This window comes from Enterococcus alishanensis, assembly GCF_019218635.1.
GTDB lineage: Bacteria > Bacillota > Bacilli > Lactobacillales > Enterococcaceae > Enterococcus_A > Enterococcus_A alishanensis.
Genome location: NZ_JAHUZB010000001.1, coordinates 650,944 through 667,480, shown reverse-complemented (window position 1 = coordinate 667,480; position 16,537 = coordinate 650,944). Strand labels below are relative to the sequence as shown.

Sequence of the window (16,537 nt, the reverse complement as noted above, 5' to 3'; positions counted from 1 at the left end):
GTCCTCCTTATAAAAAGTCAATTTATTTTGAAATAACTGTACCAGTTTTTCCAGCTAAGCCATCTTTGGCTTTCTCTAATGATGTAATTAATGTCCGTTTTCCTGATTTTTCAGCAAAATCAATGGCCGCTTCAACTTTTGGTAACATTGATCCTGGTGCAAAATGACCTTCACGAACGTATTTTTTCATTTCTTCAACAGAAACATTTTCAAGGTTCTTTTGTTCTACTGTACCGAAATTCAAAGCAACTTGTTCAACTGCAGTCAGGATCACTAGGAAATCAGCATCGATTGTTTCAGCTAATAAAGCAGAACAGTAATCTTTGTCGATAACTGCTGGAACACCTTTCAAATGATCATTTGCTTCTTTAATCACCGGAATACCGCCACCACCACAAGAGATAACTAGTTGATCAGCACCGATTAGGGTGTTGATTGTTTCTAATTCAACAATTTCTTTTGGTTTTGGTGAAGCAACTACTTGGCGGTAGCCACGTCCAGCGTCTTCCATCACGGTAATATCTTTCTCAATAGCCATTCGAACCGCTTCATCTTTTTCCATGAAACGTCCAATTGGTTTAGTTGGTTTATCAAAGGCAGGATCATCTTTATCAACCACAACCTGTGTAGCAACCGTCACTACTGGTTTGTGAATGCCACGGTGCAGCATTTCTTCTCTTAGGGCGTTTTGTAAGTCATAGCCAATATAAGTTTGACTCATCGCTACTGCGACTGATAGAGATACTGGTGGATATTTTTTCTCATCAGTAGCAGTTAATTCATCCATGGCTAGTTTAATCATGCCAGCCTGTGGGCCGTTTCCATGAACTAAAACCACTTGATAACCTTCTTCAACTAAATCTACAATGGAAAGTGCAGTTTGTTTAACCGCTTCCATTTGTTCTTCCAAATTATTTCCTAAAGCATTTCCGCCTAAGGCAACGACAACTTTTGTCATTTTGGTACTCCTTTCGTATAAGAAAGAGGCTACAGAGATTGGTCATTAATCATCAGAGCCTCTTATATTTAATTATTATTTTTTAGAAATACTACGTTCGGTACCACGAGCTTCCAAATCTTTCAATGCTTTTGCAGGATCTTGGAATTTAGATAAGAAGATCATTGCAGCAATCACATATGGTTTGTAGCTTGCTTCACGATATAATTCATCACGGTAGCGATCAAAGACAGAAGCGTCAACTTCACCTTCTTCAGCAGAAACACCAGTAATGTCAGCTGGAAGTGGGTGCATATACAATGCTTTGCCATCTTTAGTTAAGCTCATCATTTCTTCAGTTGCAGCCCAATCTTTATGATTGGCGTTTTGAACTAATAATTCTTCTTCTAGTTTATCAATGCCATCAAAGTCGCCTTTACCATAAAGCTCAGTTCTTTCTTCCATTGCTTTAAATGGTGCCCAAGATTTACAATAAATCACGTCAGCATCTTTAAAGGCTTCTTTCATATCATTTGTTTTAGAATACTTACCACCAGATTTTTCAGCATTTTTCTTAGCGATTTCTTCCACTTCAGGCATCACTTCGTAGCCTTCTGGGTGAGCTAAGACAACATCCATTCCGAAACGAGTCATCAAACCGATAATTCCTTGTGCTACTGATAAAGGTTTGCCATATGATGGTGAGTATGCCCATGACATAACAATTTTTTTACCTTTTAAGTTTTCTACGCCGCCTAATTCATGAATAATATGATCCAAGTCTGCCAGCGCTTGTGTTGGATGATCTTGGTCATCTTGTAAATCTACTAAGTTCGGACGTTGTTCCAAAATACCAGCTTCATGAGATTCTTTCACTGATTCAATGACTTCGCGCATGTAAGCATCGCCTTTACCGATATACATGTCATCACGAATACCAATTACATCTGCCATAAATGAGATCATTGTTGCTGTTTCACGTACTGTTTCACCATGAGAGATTTGTGATTTTTTCTCATCTAAATCTTGTACTGCTAAACCAAGCATGTTACAAGCTGATGCAAATGAAAAACGTGTCCGTGTAGAGTTATCACGGAAAATCGATACACCTAAACCTGAATCGAAAATTTTAGTTGAAATATTTCTTTCACGTAAATCTCTTAACGCATCTGCCGTATTTAAAACTGCATCAATTTCATCATCATTTTTTTCCCATGTTTGTAGAAAGTCCCCGCCGTATAAACCGGAAGTATTTTTATCCTCAATATTTTTTACTAAGTCTTTGAATTCAGCCATTGTCGCTCTCCTTAAGATATATTTTTTAAATGGTTTTCTAGTGAGTCAATAGCAAGGGACTCACTAGAAAAAGCAAAATTATTTAGTGTTTTTTGTATAAATTGTTGGTAATGCTGCATAGAAAGCCGCACAGTTTACTAAATCTTGTTTCCATGAAATTTCATTTGGTGCATGTGCTTGTGCTTCAGCCCCTGGACCAAAACCGATACAAGGAATGCCGTTACGTCCCATAATTGATACACCGTTTGTCGAGAAGGTCCATTTATCTAACAATGGGCGAGCTTCACGCATTTTAATTTGTGTATCTGGGCCTAAGCGTTTTTCACCAAATAATTCATGATGAGTTTCCATTAAGCTTTGCGTTACTGGAGATTCTTCTGGAATTACCCAAGTTGGGAAGTACGCTTCGATTGGATAAACCAAACCTGTGTATGAAGGACGGTCATAATTATAAAGTGAAACTGTTACATCGTCGCCATAACGTTTTACAGCTGGTAATTGACGAATTTCTTCTAGACAACCTTCCCAAGTTTCGCCAGCAGTCATCCGACGGTCTAATGATACAGACGCACCATCTGCAACGGCACAACGAGATGGAGAAGAGAAGTAAAGTTGTGAAGCAGTCACTGTTCCACGACCTAAGAAACGCGCTTCTTGCCATTCAGGATTCCATTTTTCATGTAACATTTTTTCAAGACCTAAAATCTCGGTACTTTCAGTACAACCATTATTATTTAAATCACGTACATCATTTAAGATATCTGATAGTTTGTAGATTGCATTATCGCCACGTTCTGGTGCAGAACCATGAGAAGAAATTCCGTGAACATCGATACGAATTTCCATTCTTCCCCGTTGGCCACGGTAGATTCCACCATCAGTTGGTTCAGTTGAAACAACAAATTCTGGACGAATTTTATCTTCTTTAATAATATATTCCCAACATAAGCCATCACAATCTTCTTCTTGAACAGTAGCTGTTACTAATGCAGTGTAATCATCATTTAATAAACCTAAATCTTTCATGATTTTAGCACCGTAAACAGCTGAAACAATTCCGCCCTCTTGGTCAGATGTTCCGCGGCCACCGATTTCAGTATCTGTTTCGTAACCTTCATAAGGATCAAATTTCCAGTTGTCACGATCACCAATAGCAACTGTATCCATATGACCATCAAAAGCAATTAATTTTTTACCAGTACCCATATAGCCTAATAAGTTTCCTTGAGGATCGAATTCTACTTTATCAAAACCAAGTTTTTCCATTTCTTCTTTAGCTCTTTGTAATTTCGGACCTTCTTCAGCAGATTCACCAGGAATTGCTACTAAGTCTCGTAAAAATTTGACCATGTCTTTTTCATAATTTTTTGCTGCGTCTTTGATTGCGTTAAAATCCATTTTTCCTATTCCCCCCACACAATGTGTTTATAATTATCAGGATCGGTGTCTCCTTCAGTTGAGAACATCAATACCTCTGATTCCGAATTTAATTCTAGTGCATTTTTTAAATCAACATATTCAGGATCTTGCATTAAAGCAGCAACTAAACCCATTCCGACCGCTCCTGATTCACCTGAAATCACTTGTTGATCGCCTTTAACCGGGTTTCCTAGCATCCGCATGCCTTTTGCAGCTACCCAGTCTGGACAAGATACAAAATAATCAACATGATTTTTCAAAATATCAAATGAAATCGTATTTGGTTCACCACAAGCAAGACCGGCCATAATCGTATCTAAATCACCGTCAACAATTCTGATATTGCCATCTTTTGCTTCAGCTGATTTGTATAGACAATCAGCAGCTTGTGCTTCCATTACAACTAATTTTGGTGGATTGTCTTTGTAAATATTGGCAAAGTAACCAACGACTGCACCTGCTAAACTACCTACACCCGCCTGTACAAAAATATGAGTTGGTCGTTTGTTTTCTTCTTTTAACTGTTTGGCAGCTTCTGAAGCCATCGTACCGTAACCTTGCATGATCCATGTCGGTAATTTTTCATAGCCATCCCAAGCAGTGTCTTGAACCATTACACCGTTTTCATCTTTTTCAGCTAAATCATTTGCCATCCGAACAGCTTCGTCATAGTTCACATCTGTAATAGTTACGTCAGCGCCTTCATTTGCAATATTATCGAAACGTGATTTAGCAGAACCTTTTGGCATCAAGACCACTGATTTTTGTCCTAAAGCACTAGCAGCCCAAGCAACGCCACGACCATGGTTTCCGTCAGTTGCTGTATAAAAAGTTGCTGTCCCAAATTCTTTTTCCAACTCTGGTGAAGTCAAACGTTCGTAGGTCATTGTTTCAATGTCGTCACCAACTTTATCTGCTACGTAGTTGGCAATCGCATATGACCCGCCTAATACTTTAAACGCATTTAAGCCAAAACGATAAGATTCATCTTTTACGAAGAAATCTTTTAAGCCTAATAATTTTGCCATATGGGTTAGATCAACCAGTGGCGTTTCAGAATACTGCGGGAAACTTCGATGGAAGAAACCTGCTTTTTCCATATTTTCTTGGTTCATTAAATGTAAATACTGATCGTCTGATTTGGGCATCTCATTTTTTACCCATTTGATTTTACTCACTGAATACGCCTCCTAAAAATTTAAGTAATCTTGCGGAAAATAAATTTCCCTTGTTTTGTTGAAATAATTTCGCCATTTTCTGCGACTTTATTTCCTCTTAAATAAACACTTCGGGCTTTACCCTTTGTTTGGAATCCTTCAAATGGTGTGTAATCACAATGTTGTAACTGTGTTTTAGCACTAATCACACCCGTAGCTTCCGGATCCCAAATAACGATATCAGCATCACTGTCGACTTGAATGATGCCTTTTTGTGGATATAAATCGAATTGTTTGGCAATGTTTTCTGACAACAATTCAACAAAACGTTCAGGAGTAATCTTGCCGGCTGCTACTCCTGCGGTATATACAAGTTCGGGACGACTTTCCACTCCTGGCATTCCACCAGGAATTTTTGTAAAATCATCTTTTCCTATTATTTTCTGATCTTTAAAATTAAAATCACAATGATCGGTAGAAATCGTATTTACTTCTCCATCAATAATTCCTTGCCACAGAGCTTCTTGATCTGCTTTTTTTCTTAACGGTGGCGAGCAAACATATTTCGCGCCTTCAAAATTTGGTAATCCGTAAGCCTCGTCATCTAACAATAAATATTGTGGACAAGTTTCTACGTAAACTTCCTGACCTTCAGCTCGTGCATGTTTTACCACTTCTAAAGCTTCCTTTGTGCTTAAATGCACAATATTCACCGCAAGATTTGCTTGTTTAGCAATCGTTAAGTAGCGATTGACCGCTTCGGCTTCTAATTGATTTGGTCGTGTTAATGGATGGTTTTCAGGACCAGTTTTACCAGCCTTTAAATATTCTGCTTGCAACTGATTGATGACATCGCCATTTTCACAGTGCACACCTAACATACCGCCAACTGATTTAATAATTTTCATTGCTTCATACAATTCGGCATCATTGGTCCGCAAATTGTCATAAGCCATATACATCTTAAAAGTTGTGACCCCTTTTTTGACCATTTTGGGAATCTCTTTTGCGATGTTTTCATTCCATTCGATAACTGACATGTGATAATTGAAGTCTGCCGAGGATTTTCCTTCAGCCATTTTGTTCCAAGTAATGAGACATTCATCTAAAGTGCCACCATGTTCAGGTGTCGCCATATCAATGACTGTCGTTGTCCCTTTTGCCACAGCGGCAATTGAACCCGTTGTAAAATCATCTGAAGTATCGGTCATCCCATTATTTAGCTCTAAATGGGTATGACCATCAATTAATCCAGGAAAAATGAAACATCCTGTTGCATCGACGACTTCTTCACCGTCGGCAATAGATAAACCATTGCCGAGTTCGGTGATTTTTTCGCCGTTAATTCTAATATCTAACTGTCGACGGCCATGACTTGAAACGACCGTTCCACCTTTGATTACGATTGACATTTCTTTCACCTCTTAGTTCGCTAAAACGAAAGCATAGTCATCAATAACAGTTTCCATCATATCTTGTAAGCCATTTGCTACCTTCACATTGCCATCAATTAATGAGAATGTATTTTCTTCGCCTTTGTTTCGAACCAAGACTAATTTACGACTTGGATCTACTACATAGAAACCTTCATTTGTACTATCGTGAAAATCTTCTTCTGAATTAAATAAAGTAAATTTATCTTTGTATGGTGCACTAGAGTATGGACAGAATGTTTCACAGTTGCCACATTCATTACACATCCGATCAACGTGCATGATTTGTGGTTCATCATGAACCATCACGACGATATTTGCTCGGTTTGGACAAACGTCTACGCATGATTCACATACAGTTGAACATTCTAAACAACGAGCTGCTTGACTCATCGGGTTTTCCGGTATCACCATATCTCCGCGTTTTGCTCGAACTGAAGCGGTATCAATATTTAGATTTGCCCGTTCATAGTTGCGATTATGAACTTCAACAATCGCATTACAAGCTTTTGTTGAATCTGCAATTGCTTCCACAATTGTTGCTGGTCCTAAGTTAGCATCACCAACTACAAAAACATCTTTTAAGTTAGTTTCCAAAGTTTGTGGATTAACTACTACACGACCACGATTATCTGTTTCGATGCCAACTGAATTAAAGAAGGTATCATCAACTTTTTCACCGATTGCTGAAATCACTACGTCTGCTTTCACTTCAACAAACTCGCCAGTTGGTTCCGGACGCTTACGACCTGATGCATCACGAGCTCCCAGTTTCATTACTTCACAAGTTAATTTACCATCAACTAATTTAATTGGTGCAAGTAGCTCACGGAAAGTAACATCATCATCTAGTGCCAAATACAATTCTTCTTCATCGGCTGGCATATTTCGTTTGTCACGACGATAAACTAGCGAAACTTCTTTGACTCCTGGTAATTGTTTTGCGGCTCTAGCACAATCCATAGCGGTATTTCCGCCGCCGATTACGACAATGTTTTCACCATACGGATTTTCTTGCGTGTTTTGCCGTGTTTTAACTAAGAATTCTAGTGAATTAATTGCTTCACCAGCTTCTAATTTCAAATTATTATGTTTCCAAGCGCCAATAGCATAAATCACTTTTTCATATCCTTGCGCTCTTAAATCTTCTAAACTTGGTGCTGCTTGACCAGTCTTGAACTCCGCCCCCATGAAACGTGCCATCTCGACATCTTTTTGCACGCTTTCCATCGAAATTCTAAATTCTGGTACGACTTGACTACAAACGCCACCTAAGGTTGTATCTTTTTCAAATACAGTTACTGGGAAACCTTCGCGAGCTAATAAATAACCTGCTGAAATCCCTGCCGGTCCACCACCAACAACAGCTGTTTTTGGTGCATCAGTAACTGGTTCAGGTTTAACCATTGAAGCTAATAATTCATCGTAAGCATGTTCTGCCGCTTCTAATTTCACGCCACGAATATCGATAGCGCCTTCATAAAATTGACGGGTACATTTTGTTTCACAAGGATGGGCACAAATTGTTCCAGTGATAAATGGTAGTGGATTTTTATCCACAATTACTTTCAACGCATCAAGATATTTGCCTTCTTCTACATAACGTAAGTAAGCTGGAATATCTTGGTCAATTGGGCAGCCACCAGTTCCGCGACAAGGCGCCGTATAACAGCTTAGTAAAGGCACTGTTTCTTTAATTTTCGGAGATCCAGGTAATTTTATTGATTTTTGATATTTTGCTGTTTCGGTTGATTTTTCAACTAATTTACTGACTTTTTCTAAATCAACTTTCACATGAGTTGGATAATCTAGGGTTGAAACAACATTAGCCATTTGGGTTAAGCGTTGATAACCGCCTGGTTTTAATAAAGTTGTCGCCACTGTTATTGGCCAAATACCTGCTTCAAACAAATCTTTCATATTGAATACATCGGCACCACCGGAATAAGAAATCTGTAGCTCACCATGGAAAGCGTCAGATAATCTTTTCGCAACCATAATTGATAATGGATACAGTGAGCGACCAGACATATACATTTCTTCAGATGGTAATTCATCTTGTCCTACATCAACAGGGAAAGTATTGGTAATTTTCACCCCGAAGTTTAACTGTTCTTTATCGGCTAGATCTTGTAGCCTTTGTAACATCGGTACAGCATCTTCAAACTGTAAATCTTCAGTAAAATGATGGTCATCAAATTCCATATAATCGAAGCCAAGTTCATCCATAGTTTTTCTAGCATATTCATAACCTAATAACGTCGGATTGCATTTAATGAAAGTATTTAACTTTTGTTCATCTAATAAGTGAACAGCAATTTGTTCGATTTCATGCGGTAAAGTCCCGTGTAACGTCGATAGAGTAATAGAATGGGAAACTTTCGGACTAATATGATTAATGTAATCTTCATCCACTCGGGTAAATTGATTCAATCGACTTTTTGCTGCTTCAACACACTCCGCCCAAATTGGTGTAGCTTTTGCATCTTGCATCTCATGAATATATTTTTGGATCTTAGGCGTTTTAATTCCTTCTAAGTCATATCCAACACTCATATTGAAAATAAAACCATCAGGATCGCCTAAATCAAATTCACGCGCCAATAATTTTAAAACAAACCAGCCTTTGACATATTCTTCAAACGCTTGAGGTACACGTAACTCGGTAGACCACTCACAGTTGTAACCCTCATCGCGAGCTGAGATACAAGGTTTTGCTACAGGTAAATCTTCACCATCTAAAATTTGTACCGTTTTTAATTCGAAGAAACGTGAACCTGTTAAGTAAGAAGCAACTATGTTTTGCGCTAATTGCGTATGTGGACCTGCTGCTGGGCCAATCGGTGTCTCCATCTTTTCATTGAATAAAGAAATTTGTTTGTCACCTTCTGGCTTAAAGAACTTTCTAACACCGAAAATTGTGCCAGACTTTTTATATTCCTGCATGACCCAATCAAGTAACGCATCGATTGAAATCGGGCGCATAATATCGCTCATATTTTTTCACCTCATTGATTTGACTTTCTATTTGTTAATTCTATTCCATAATTTAACAGCTTCTTCACGGGCACTTGCGTAAACTTCCTCTTGGTCAATTCCAACCACTTCACGATTACGCATTCGAACATCTCCAGCAACAATTGTGTCAGTTACATTTGCACCATTCATACCGAATAAAATATGACTATTAAAATTACTTTCATTCATTGGAGTAGCTGCGTGATAATCTACAATGATTACATCGCCAGCAGCATCAGGTTCTAATACACCAAGTTTAGTGTCAAAATAGCGGTTTGCCATCGCAGCATTGTTGTCAAATAACATTGCTGGAATTTCAGCCCAAGCAACAGTTGGATCTGCTAAGTGATGTTTATGAATAATGTTTCCTACTTTGTAAGATTCGGTTATATCTTGCGTGTAACCATCTGTCCCTAAACCACACATAATATTAAATTCATTAAACATTCGAATAATTGGTGGGCAACCTACTGCATTACCCATATTAGATTCAGGATTTGTTACAACCATTGTGTCTGTATCTTTAATTAGTTTCATTTCATGTGGATTGATATAAATGCAGTGACCTAACATTGATTTAGAACCTAAAATATCTAAATCATAAAGGCGATTAACGATTGGCTTATTGTACTTGTGTAGTGAGTCTTTCACATCAGCAATATCTTCTGCCACGTGAATGTGGAAACCAATATCTGAAGGTGTTACTTTACGTGCTTTTTCAAATGTTTCATCTGAAACTGTAAAGGCTGCATGCATCCCCATCATAGCTTTTTGCATATCATCTTTACGCGCTTTAGCAGCATTAATGAATCGAACATTTTCTTCAATTGCTTCCTCAGCTGGTTTTACGCCATTTCGATCAGAGACTTCATAACATAAACAAGTTCTGATACCCATCTCGTCAGCAGCGTTTGATAATTGTTCCAAACTACCGCTAACTTCTCCATAACTTGCTTGATGATCGAACATTGTTGTAACACCATTTTTAATACTTTCTAAATAAGAAACTCGTCCGCTTTGTAATGTCGTATGATTGTTCATTTCACTATCAATTTTGAACCATTGACCTTCTAAAATATCCATAAAGTTTTTTGGATTGTAACCATTAATACTTAATCCACGAGCAAATGTACTATAGATATGATTATGCATGTTGATAAACCCTGGCATAATCACGCCACCTTTTGCGTCAATAAAATCTGCCTCTGGGTACTTTGCCTTCAAATCTTTTGTTTGGCCAACTTCTTTAATCGTTTTTCCATCGATTGCAACTGCACCATTTTCAATAAAAGCATTTTCTTTTTGACGCGTAATTAAGTGACCATTTCCAATGAGTAACATAGTTTTCCTCCTTTTAGATAACGCTTACAATTTTAATTTTTTAAATCATAAAAAACTTTTTTTGAAGCCCTTTACAATTTTGTGGTCAACGTTTCTTGTTGTTTCTTGCTTAACCATAGTATAGCACAAAACTAAAAAAAAAAAAGCCTTACTAAAAAATTTTTTTGTTGGTTTGTTTTCTCAATATTTTCATGGTAATATTGTTTTGAGAAAACACGAAAAATTAAAGTCTTGTTATCATGAGATTGGTATATTGGAGGTTTTTAAGATGCTATCAGAAAACAATGTGGAATTTTTGCGACAAATTGGTAAAGCGATTACAACTCAATTTGGTGAAGATTGTGAAGTTGTCATTCACAAGGTTGATTCAGACGATGCGGAGCATTCAATTATCTATATTGAAAACGGCCACGTGACTGCTCGTCATATTGGTGATGGCCCTTCTCAAATCGTATTAGAAACATTGAAAAAAGATCCAGAAGAATTACAAAACCGATTTAATTATTTAACCCGCACTCACGATGGTCGCGTGTTAAAATCTAGCACAATTTATTTTAAAAATGATGAAGGTAAGTTAGATGGTATCTTTTCAATCAACTTTGATACTTCCTCCATCTTTGCAGCTGAAAATGCGTTGCATAAACTAACTGCCACTTCTGAAGAAGAGACAACAACTGACAATAGTTTGATTCCAAAAAACGTCAATCAATTACTTGATGAATTAATTTTGGAATCTGTCCGAATCGTTGGTAAACCTGTGGCTCTAATGACTAAAGAAGATAAAGTTAAGAGCATCCAGTTCTTGAATAAAAAAGGTGCTTTCTTGATTACTAAATCAGGAGACAAAGTAGCGAAGTTTTTCAACATTTCAAAATATACTCTATACAATTACATTGGATAAATTCTAGGCCTGAACTAAAAATAGTTCAGGTCCTTTTTTTCAAAAAAAGTTTGGATATTACTCCAAACTTTTCAGTTGATTCATTTTAATAAAGGCCGCCTCCAAAGCCGCCCCCCCTAATGCTCGAGCTTTGTCAGAAATAGCTAAATAATCAATTTCTTCTGACGGTCGTGGATCAACATCAGCTACTTTTAAACCTTTTCGAATAGTTAACCCTGCTTCAATTAATCCTCTTAAGGTGCCATCTAATGGAGACTTCACTTCCACATTATCAACTTTAAAAAGTACCTGATCTTTTTTTACCCGATCTCCAATTTGATGGATATGTTCAACTTTACCACCAGCAGGTGAATGAATCACTCTTTCATTACTTTTGCCACCGATAATTCCTGGGACACCCGTGTTCGGTAAAGCTGTTCCAGAAAAAATTAATTTAGCTAATGCGTGTCCGCGCATGGTTTCGATTACAATATCTACATCTTTTCCAGCCGTGAATCCTGGGCCTAATGCGATAGTTATCGGTGCTAATTGTTGACTGGTTCCTAAATTACGTTTAGCCAAAATCGCATCTACCACGATGGTTGGCTTCAGTTTTTCAATAGATTTTCCTTCAGGATCAATTAGAATTGGTACCTCACTCGCTTGCCAGATTTTGTTTATTTCCTCAAATGAATCTGCTCTTCTAGCCTTAATATCTTCCACTTGATAAACACCATCGTAAACTGCGGAACACAACGCAACTGTTCGTCTAATCGCCAGCGGTTGGGCTATTTCCAAAATCAATACTTTAAAGCCCGTTCGTTGAAATTTTTGAACTACACCAGTTGCCAAATCTCCACCGCCACGAATCACGACGATTGTTTCATTTATTTTTCCCATAAAATTATTCCCTCTTCTTTTTGCCCACTACCAGCAATGATTTTAGTTATTTGATGGGGAAATTGATTGATTTCTTCTGCTAATTGTTGAGCATTTTCTAGATCATCTTTTGTATCTACTTGGTTAATGAATAATATTTCTATTCCCTGCGCTAAATAAAATAAACCTTTTTCTTGGATTACAATTTCAGCAAGGAGCTTTAAACTTATTTCTTTCTCAGCCACAACAGACAGCCATTCTAAAAATAATGGTAAGCGATGCACCGTAGTTGTATTAATTTTTTTATGCAAGGCTTTGATTGGCAGCACACCGATTGTGACCGTTGTCTCTGGCAAAATGACTGGTTCAAAATCAGCCCAAGCCTTTAATGGCAATTGTTTCGAACCATCCGCTTCTAAAAAAACCTGATCAAAATTTGCAAAAGATGCACGGACAGCCGGATCAGAAGGAAAAGTCACTTTTTCTTCATCTGACGTTACTCTTGCTGCAAAACTAATTCCGCTTTTTTTACCTAATTGGTCAAACTCAGAAAAATATATTTGATCATACTCATTCTTTTCAGGCATCCTCATTTTCGTCGTTGTGGCAACTAAAACTTTTTCAGCTGCATATTTTTGCGCCAAGTAGTTTAACAGAGTTGTCTTACCACCACTGCCAATAATTGAAACAACGGCTTTTTCAGGTAAGTTAAAACATTCAGATAATTCTTTAGTCGGTTTAGTTTTCATTTTTTTCAGCTCTAACTTTGATTAACTCTCCTGCAATACTAATCGCCAATTCTGGTGGTGTTTCGGCTTTAATTGATAAACCAATTGGCATATAAATTCGCTCTATTTCAGTTTGGCTAAAACCTGATTCTTTTAATTTCTTCTTTTGAACTGCAATTTTATGAGCACTGCCCATCATACCGATATAGTAAGCAGGTGAATGCAACAGTTGAACAGCAACTTTGAAATCAAATAAATGTCCTCTTGTCACCGAGATGACAAAATCATCTTTGGTAATTTCTACTGTTGCTGGAATATTTTCGAAATCTACCAGCTTTCGTTGATCAGCTGCTGGAAAAAGTACGTCTGTTAAAAATTCCGGACGATCATCTAGTACGACTGTATAAAAATCTAAATACTGTAAAACAGGAACTAAAGCTTGAGAAACGTGCCCGCCTCCGAAAATATAAACTTTCCCAGGCTGGCTTAGAACCTCTGCAATATACTCATTTTCTTGATAAATAATCACTCCGCTCTTCTCAGGAAAATCCTCTGTATCTTCTGATTTCTCAGCCAAAAAGATGATGGGTTGATCTGAATCTAAATCCAACGCTGTCAATAAATAAGCAGCTTGATTGTTTTGTAAAGCAGTTAAAGCCTGATTAATCACTGTAAATAATTCTTTTGTTTCAAAGGATAAATATTGGAACAGCATTTCCACTTGTCCACCACAAACCATACCCAAACCTGCCGCTTCCTTAGGCGTCAGTTTATATTTCTCAAAAGCATTTTCTTTTTTCGTTAATAAATCTTGAGCTTTTGTGATACAAGTGTACTCAACTTTTCCACCTCCTACCGTCCCTGCTAGAATCCCCTCTTCACCAACTAGCATTTTCGCTCCTTGTTTTCTTGGTGCTGATCCATGACTATTGACAACAGTAACTAAGACTACTGGTTTTTTCTCTTCAAATTGCTGTAACAAAAATTCAAATATTTCTTTCATAAATATCACCTACTTTTCTTAAATTATGATTATTTTGTAATATGTAACCGCTCTATTTTTTTGCTAAAAAAATTTCTTCTTACAAATTATATCATCAATTATTAGTAAAAACAAACAGACCAAAAAAATATTTTGGTTACAAATACTGTTACATCAGTTTTTTTAGTTGTTTCTAAAAAAACTAAAAAAAATTTGTTTATACTTATTTTTTTTTAGAAAACGCTATCTTTTACACGAATAGCGTGCTAAACTTAATTTATCAAAAAGAAGTAGGAGGATATTTGACGTGAAAAAATTGAAATTTGGTTTATTAGCAGCAGGAGTATCTTTATTATTACTAGGTGGGTGTGGCAGCGGTAATGATACAAGTTCCAACTCATCAGCAACTGACAGCAGTGGAGCCAGCAGTAGCGAGGAAAAAGTTACCGTTAAAATTGCAGCTGCAGCCAGCTTGCAATATGCATTTGAAGAAAAAATAATCCCAGCTTATGAGAAAGAACATCCAAATGTGACGATTGAAGGAACTTATGATAGTTCAGGTAAATTGCAAACGCAAATTGAACAAGGTTTAGATGCTGATATTTTCTTCTCTGCAGCGACTGCACAAATGACAGCTTTAGAAGAAGGTGGCTTTATTGATGATAAAACAGTCAGCAATCTTCTAGAAAACAAATTAGTCTTAATTGTTCCTACTGACAATCCAGATGATATCTCGAGCTTTGACGATTTAACAAAAGCTGAAACCATTGCAATTGGTGATCCTGCGAGCGTACCAGCGGGACAATATGCACAAGAAGCTTTAACTTCATTAGGTTTGTGGGATGAATTACAAAGTAAGTTTTCTCAAGGAACAAATGTAACAGAGGTACTAAATTGGGTAGCTGAAGGTAGCGCCAATGCAGGGCTAGTCTATGAAACAGATGCTAAAACAACTGACAAAGTTGAAATCGTAGCAACAGCACCGGAAGATAGCTTAACAGAACCAATTGTTTATCCAATTGGACAAATCAAAGACAGTAAAAACAGCAAAGCTGCTGCAACATTTTTAAAATACTTAAAATCTGACGCAGCTAGTGATATTTTCAAAGATTACGGTTTTACTCCAGAAAAATAATATGATAAAAAGGATTCATGCATTCTTATGAGTGCATGAATCCTTTTTTGTTAATTTTGAGGTGCACGATATCCAGCAGCCTCAGCTTCGGCAATAGTTTTAAACCACGCAACAACATTTGTTGTACGATCATAATACTTACTTCCTGGAATATGATAAATATTATTTTGAGAACCTTTAATTAATCCATTTCCTTGGGCATCAACATAAACGCCGCTATTGTTAGAATTACCAGGAGTAGATGGATTGACTATTGGTCGTCCTTCTCCAATGGCATACCAACCAATATTTTCATCATGCCAACCTGCTGATAATAAACTTTGTTGCTCACCAGTATTTGTTGTGTAATTATGGCTACCGGTTTGTGCGTTTGGATTATATGCGCGGTAAACGGCAACTGTTTCTTGCGTGTCTGAATACCAGCCAATCCCTTCATATTGCCAACCAACTGAAATTAAATGATCTTTTTCACTTACGTTTAGGGTATAGTGGTGATCTCCTACATTCGGATTATACACACGATAAACCGGATCTCCATTATCTGGAGCTACCCAGCCTGTTCCTTCGTACTGCCAGCCAGCGGATGCTAATTGATTTTTTTCAGTTCCGTCAGCCGTGTAAAAATGTTCACCTGAATTAGGATTGTACAATCTTAACATTTCTGCGGCGTCTACTTTCTCACCAACAGTAAACACACCAAGAATCGATAGTCCCAACAACCATACTAATATTTTTTTCTTCATTTTATTCCTCCTCTTGTTTGACTTATCTTAATTATCTAAATAATTTCAAAAAACGTCAATAATCTTTTATAAAAAATATTTATTTTTCAAAATGATTTTGAGAAGCTTGCTTTTGATTCTTTAATAAGGCCAATGCATGAGGGATTTGATCAATAATGTAGGACAAAGACTCATCAACTGCTTTGGTGCTTCCCGGTAAGTTAATGATTAATGTAGCTTTTCTTGTAACCGAAACGCCCCGACTTAGCATCGCCCGCTTTGTTATTTGCAAGCTTAAGCTGCGCATTGCTTCTGAAAAACCAGGAACCATTCGATCCGCAATGGCTAGTGTTGCTTCTGGTGTACAATCTCTCGGAGCAAGGCCCGTACCGCCAGTCGTTAAGATTAAATCAGCTTCTTCTTGATCAGCTATTTGTTCCATCGTTTGACTTAATAAGGCAGCTTCATCAGGTAAGATTATTTTTTTTATGACAGACAACTGATTTTTTTGACAAATTTCAATTACTTTTTCTCCACTTAAATCTTCTCTTTTTCCAGCATAGCCACTGTCACTTGCAGTTATTACAACGACTTTAAAAGCCACTTTTTT

14 protein-coding genes are annotated in these 16,537 nt (G+C 37.2%); 2 read left to right on the top strand and 12 right to left on the bottom strand.

From position 1 onward, the window contains the following. Positions 1-22: 22 nt before the first annotated feature. The 7 genes from arcC to ssnA all read right to left on the bottom strand — a co-directional run bounded on the left by arcC (position 23) and on the right by ssnA (position 10,601). Positions 23-958 carry a carbamate kinase gene (arcC, locus tag KUA55_RS03260; protein WP_218324732.1) on the bottom strand — a complete coding sequence of 312 codons (936 nt, stop codon included), beginning with the start codon at positions 956-958 and terminating at the stop codon, positions 23-25. Between the two features lie 75 nt (positions 959-1,033). Continuing rightward, on the bottom strand, positions 1,034-2,233 hold the full coding sequence (gene ygeW / locus KUA55_RS03255) for a knotted carbamoyltransferase YgeW (protein ID WP_218324731.1): 1,200 nt from the start codon (positions 2,231-2,233) through the stop codon (positions 1,034-1,036). Positions 2,234-2,311: 78 nt separating this feature from the next. Continuing rightward, positions 2,312-3,631: a YgeY family selenium metabolism-linked hydrolase gene (locus KUA55_RS03250; protein ID WP_218324730.1), complete on the bottom strand. Its 1,320-nt coding sequence runs from the start codon at positions 3,629-3,631 to the stop codon at positions 2,312-2,314. Between the two features lie 5 nt (positions 3,632-3,636). Further along, positions 3,637-4,830: a diaminopropionate ammonia-lyase gene (dpaL, locus tag KUA55_RS03245; RefSeq protein WP_218324729.1), complete on the bottom strand. Its 1,194-nt coding sequence runs from the start codon at positions 4,828-4,830 to the stop codon at positions 3,637-3,639. 20 nt (positions 4,831-4,850) lie between these two features. Continuing rightward, on the bottom strand, positions 4,851-6,221 hold the full coding sequence (gene hydA / locus KUA55_RS03240) for a dihydropyrimidinase (protein ID WP_218324728.1): 1,371 nt from the start codon (positions 6,219-6,221) through the stop codon (positions 4,851-4,853). A 12-nt stretch (positions 6,222-6,233) separates the two neighbouring features. Then, positions 6,234-9,239 carry a putative selenate reductase subunit YgfK gene (gene ygfK, locus KUA55_RS03235; protein WP_218324727.1) on the bottom strand — a complete coding sequence of 1,002 codons (3,006 nt, stop codon included), beginning with the start codon at positions 9,237-9,239 and terminating at the stop codon, positions 6,234-6,236. Positions 9,240-9,266: 27 nt separating this feature from the next. Next, on the bottom strand, positions 9,267-10,601 hold the full coding sequence (ssnA, locus tag KUA55_RS03230; RefSeq protein WP_218324726.1) for a putative aminohydrolase SsnA: 1,335 nt from the start codon (positions 10,599-10,601) through the stop codon (positions 9,267-9,269). A 268-nt stretch (positions 10,602-10,869) separates the two neighbouring features. Between ssnA and KUA55_RS03225 the strand changes: the two genes are divergently transcribed. Beyond that, positions 10,870-11,502 carry a helix-turn-helix transcriptional regulator gene (locus tag KUA55_RS03225; RefSeq protein WP_218324725.1) on the top strand — a complete coding sequence of 211 codons (633 nt, stop codon included), beginning with the start codon at positions 10,870-10,872 and terminating at the stop codon, positions 11,500-11,502. A 57-nt stretch (positions 11,503-11,559) separates the two neighbouring features. Here the strand turns inward: KUA55_RS03225 and yqeB are convergent, their stop codons facing one another. From yqeB to KUA55_RS03210, 3 genes are read right to left on the bottom strand one after another with little or no spacing between them, the layout of a single operon-like run. Next, positions 11,560-12,381, bottom strand: a complete 822-nt coding sequence (gene yqeB / locus KUA55_RS03220; protein WP_218324724.1) for a selenium-dependent molybdenum cofactor biosynthesis protein YqeB — start codon at positions 12,379-12,381, stop codon at positions 11,560-11,562. Then, positions 12,369-13,109, bottom strand: coding sequence for a selenium cofactor biosynthesis protein YqeC (gene yqeC, locus KUA55_RS03215; RefSeq protein WP_218324723.1), 741 nt, complete (start codon positions 13,107-13,109; stop codon positions 12,369-12,371). The genes yqeB and yqeC overlap by 13 nt, the downstream gene beginning before the upstream one ends. Further along, the gene (locus tag KUA55_RS03210; RefSeq protein ID WP_218324722.1) at positions 13,099-14,091 is read right to left on the bottom strand and encodes an XdhC family protein; all 993 of its coding nucleotides are present in this window, start codon (positions 14,089-14,091) and stop codon (positions 13,099-13,101) included. Before KUA55_RS03210 ends, yqeC begins: the two co-directional genes overlap by 11 nt. 286 nt (positions 14,092-14,377) lie before the next feature. On the opposite strand from KUA55_RS03210, the gene modA reads away from it, so the two are divergent. Further along, entirely contained in the window at positions 14,378-15,205 is an 828-nt protein-coding gene (gene modA / locus KUA55_RS03205; protein ID WP_218324721.1) for a molybdate ABC transporter substrate-binding protein, read from the top strand. A gap of 50 nt (positions 15,206-15,255) precedes the next feature. On the opposite strand, the gene KUA55_RS03200 is transcribed toward modA, so the two are convergent. Beyond that, complete coding sequence (locus KUA55_RS03200; protein WP_218324720.1) at positions 15,256-15,948, bottom strand: sunset domain-containing protein; 693 nt, start codon at positions 15,946-15,948, stop codon at positions 15,256-15,258. A 79-nt stretch (positions 15,949-16,027) separates the two neighbouring features. Next, positions 16,028-16,531: a MogA/MoaB family molybdenum cofactor biosynthesis protein gene (locus KUA55_RS03195; RefSeq protein WP_218324719.1), complete on the bottom strand. Its 504-nt coding sequence runs from the start codon at positions 16,529-16,531 to the stop codon at positions 16,028-16,030. Positions 16,532-16,537: the final 6 nt, after the last annotated feature.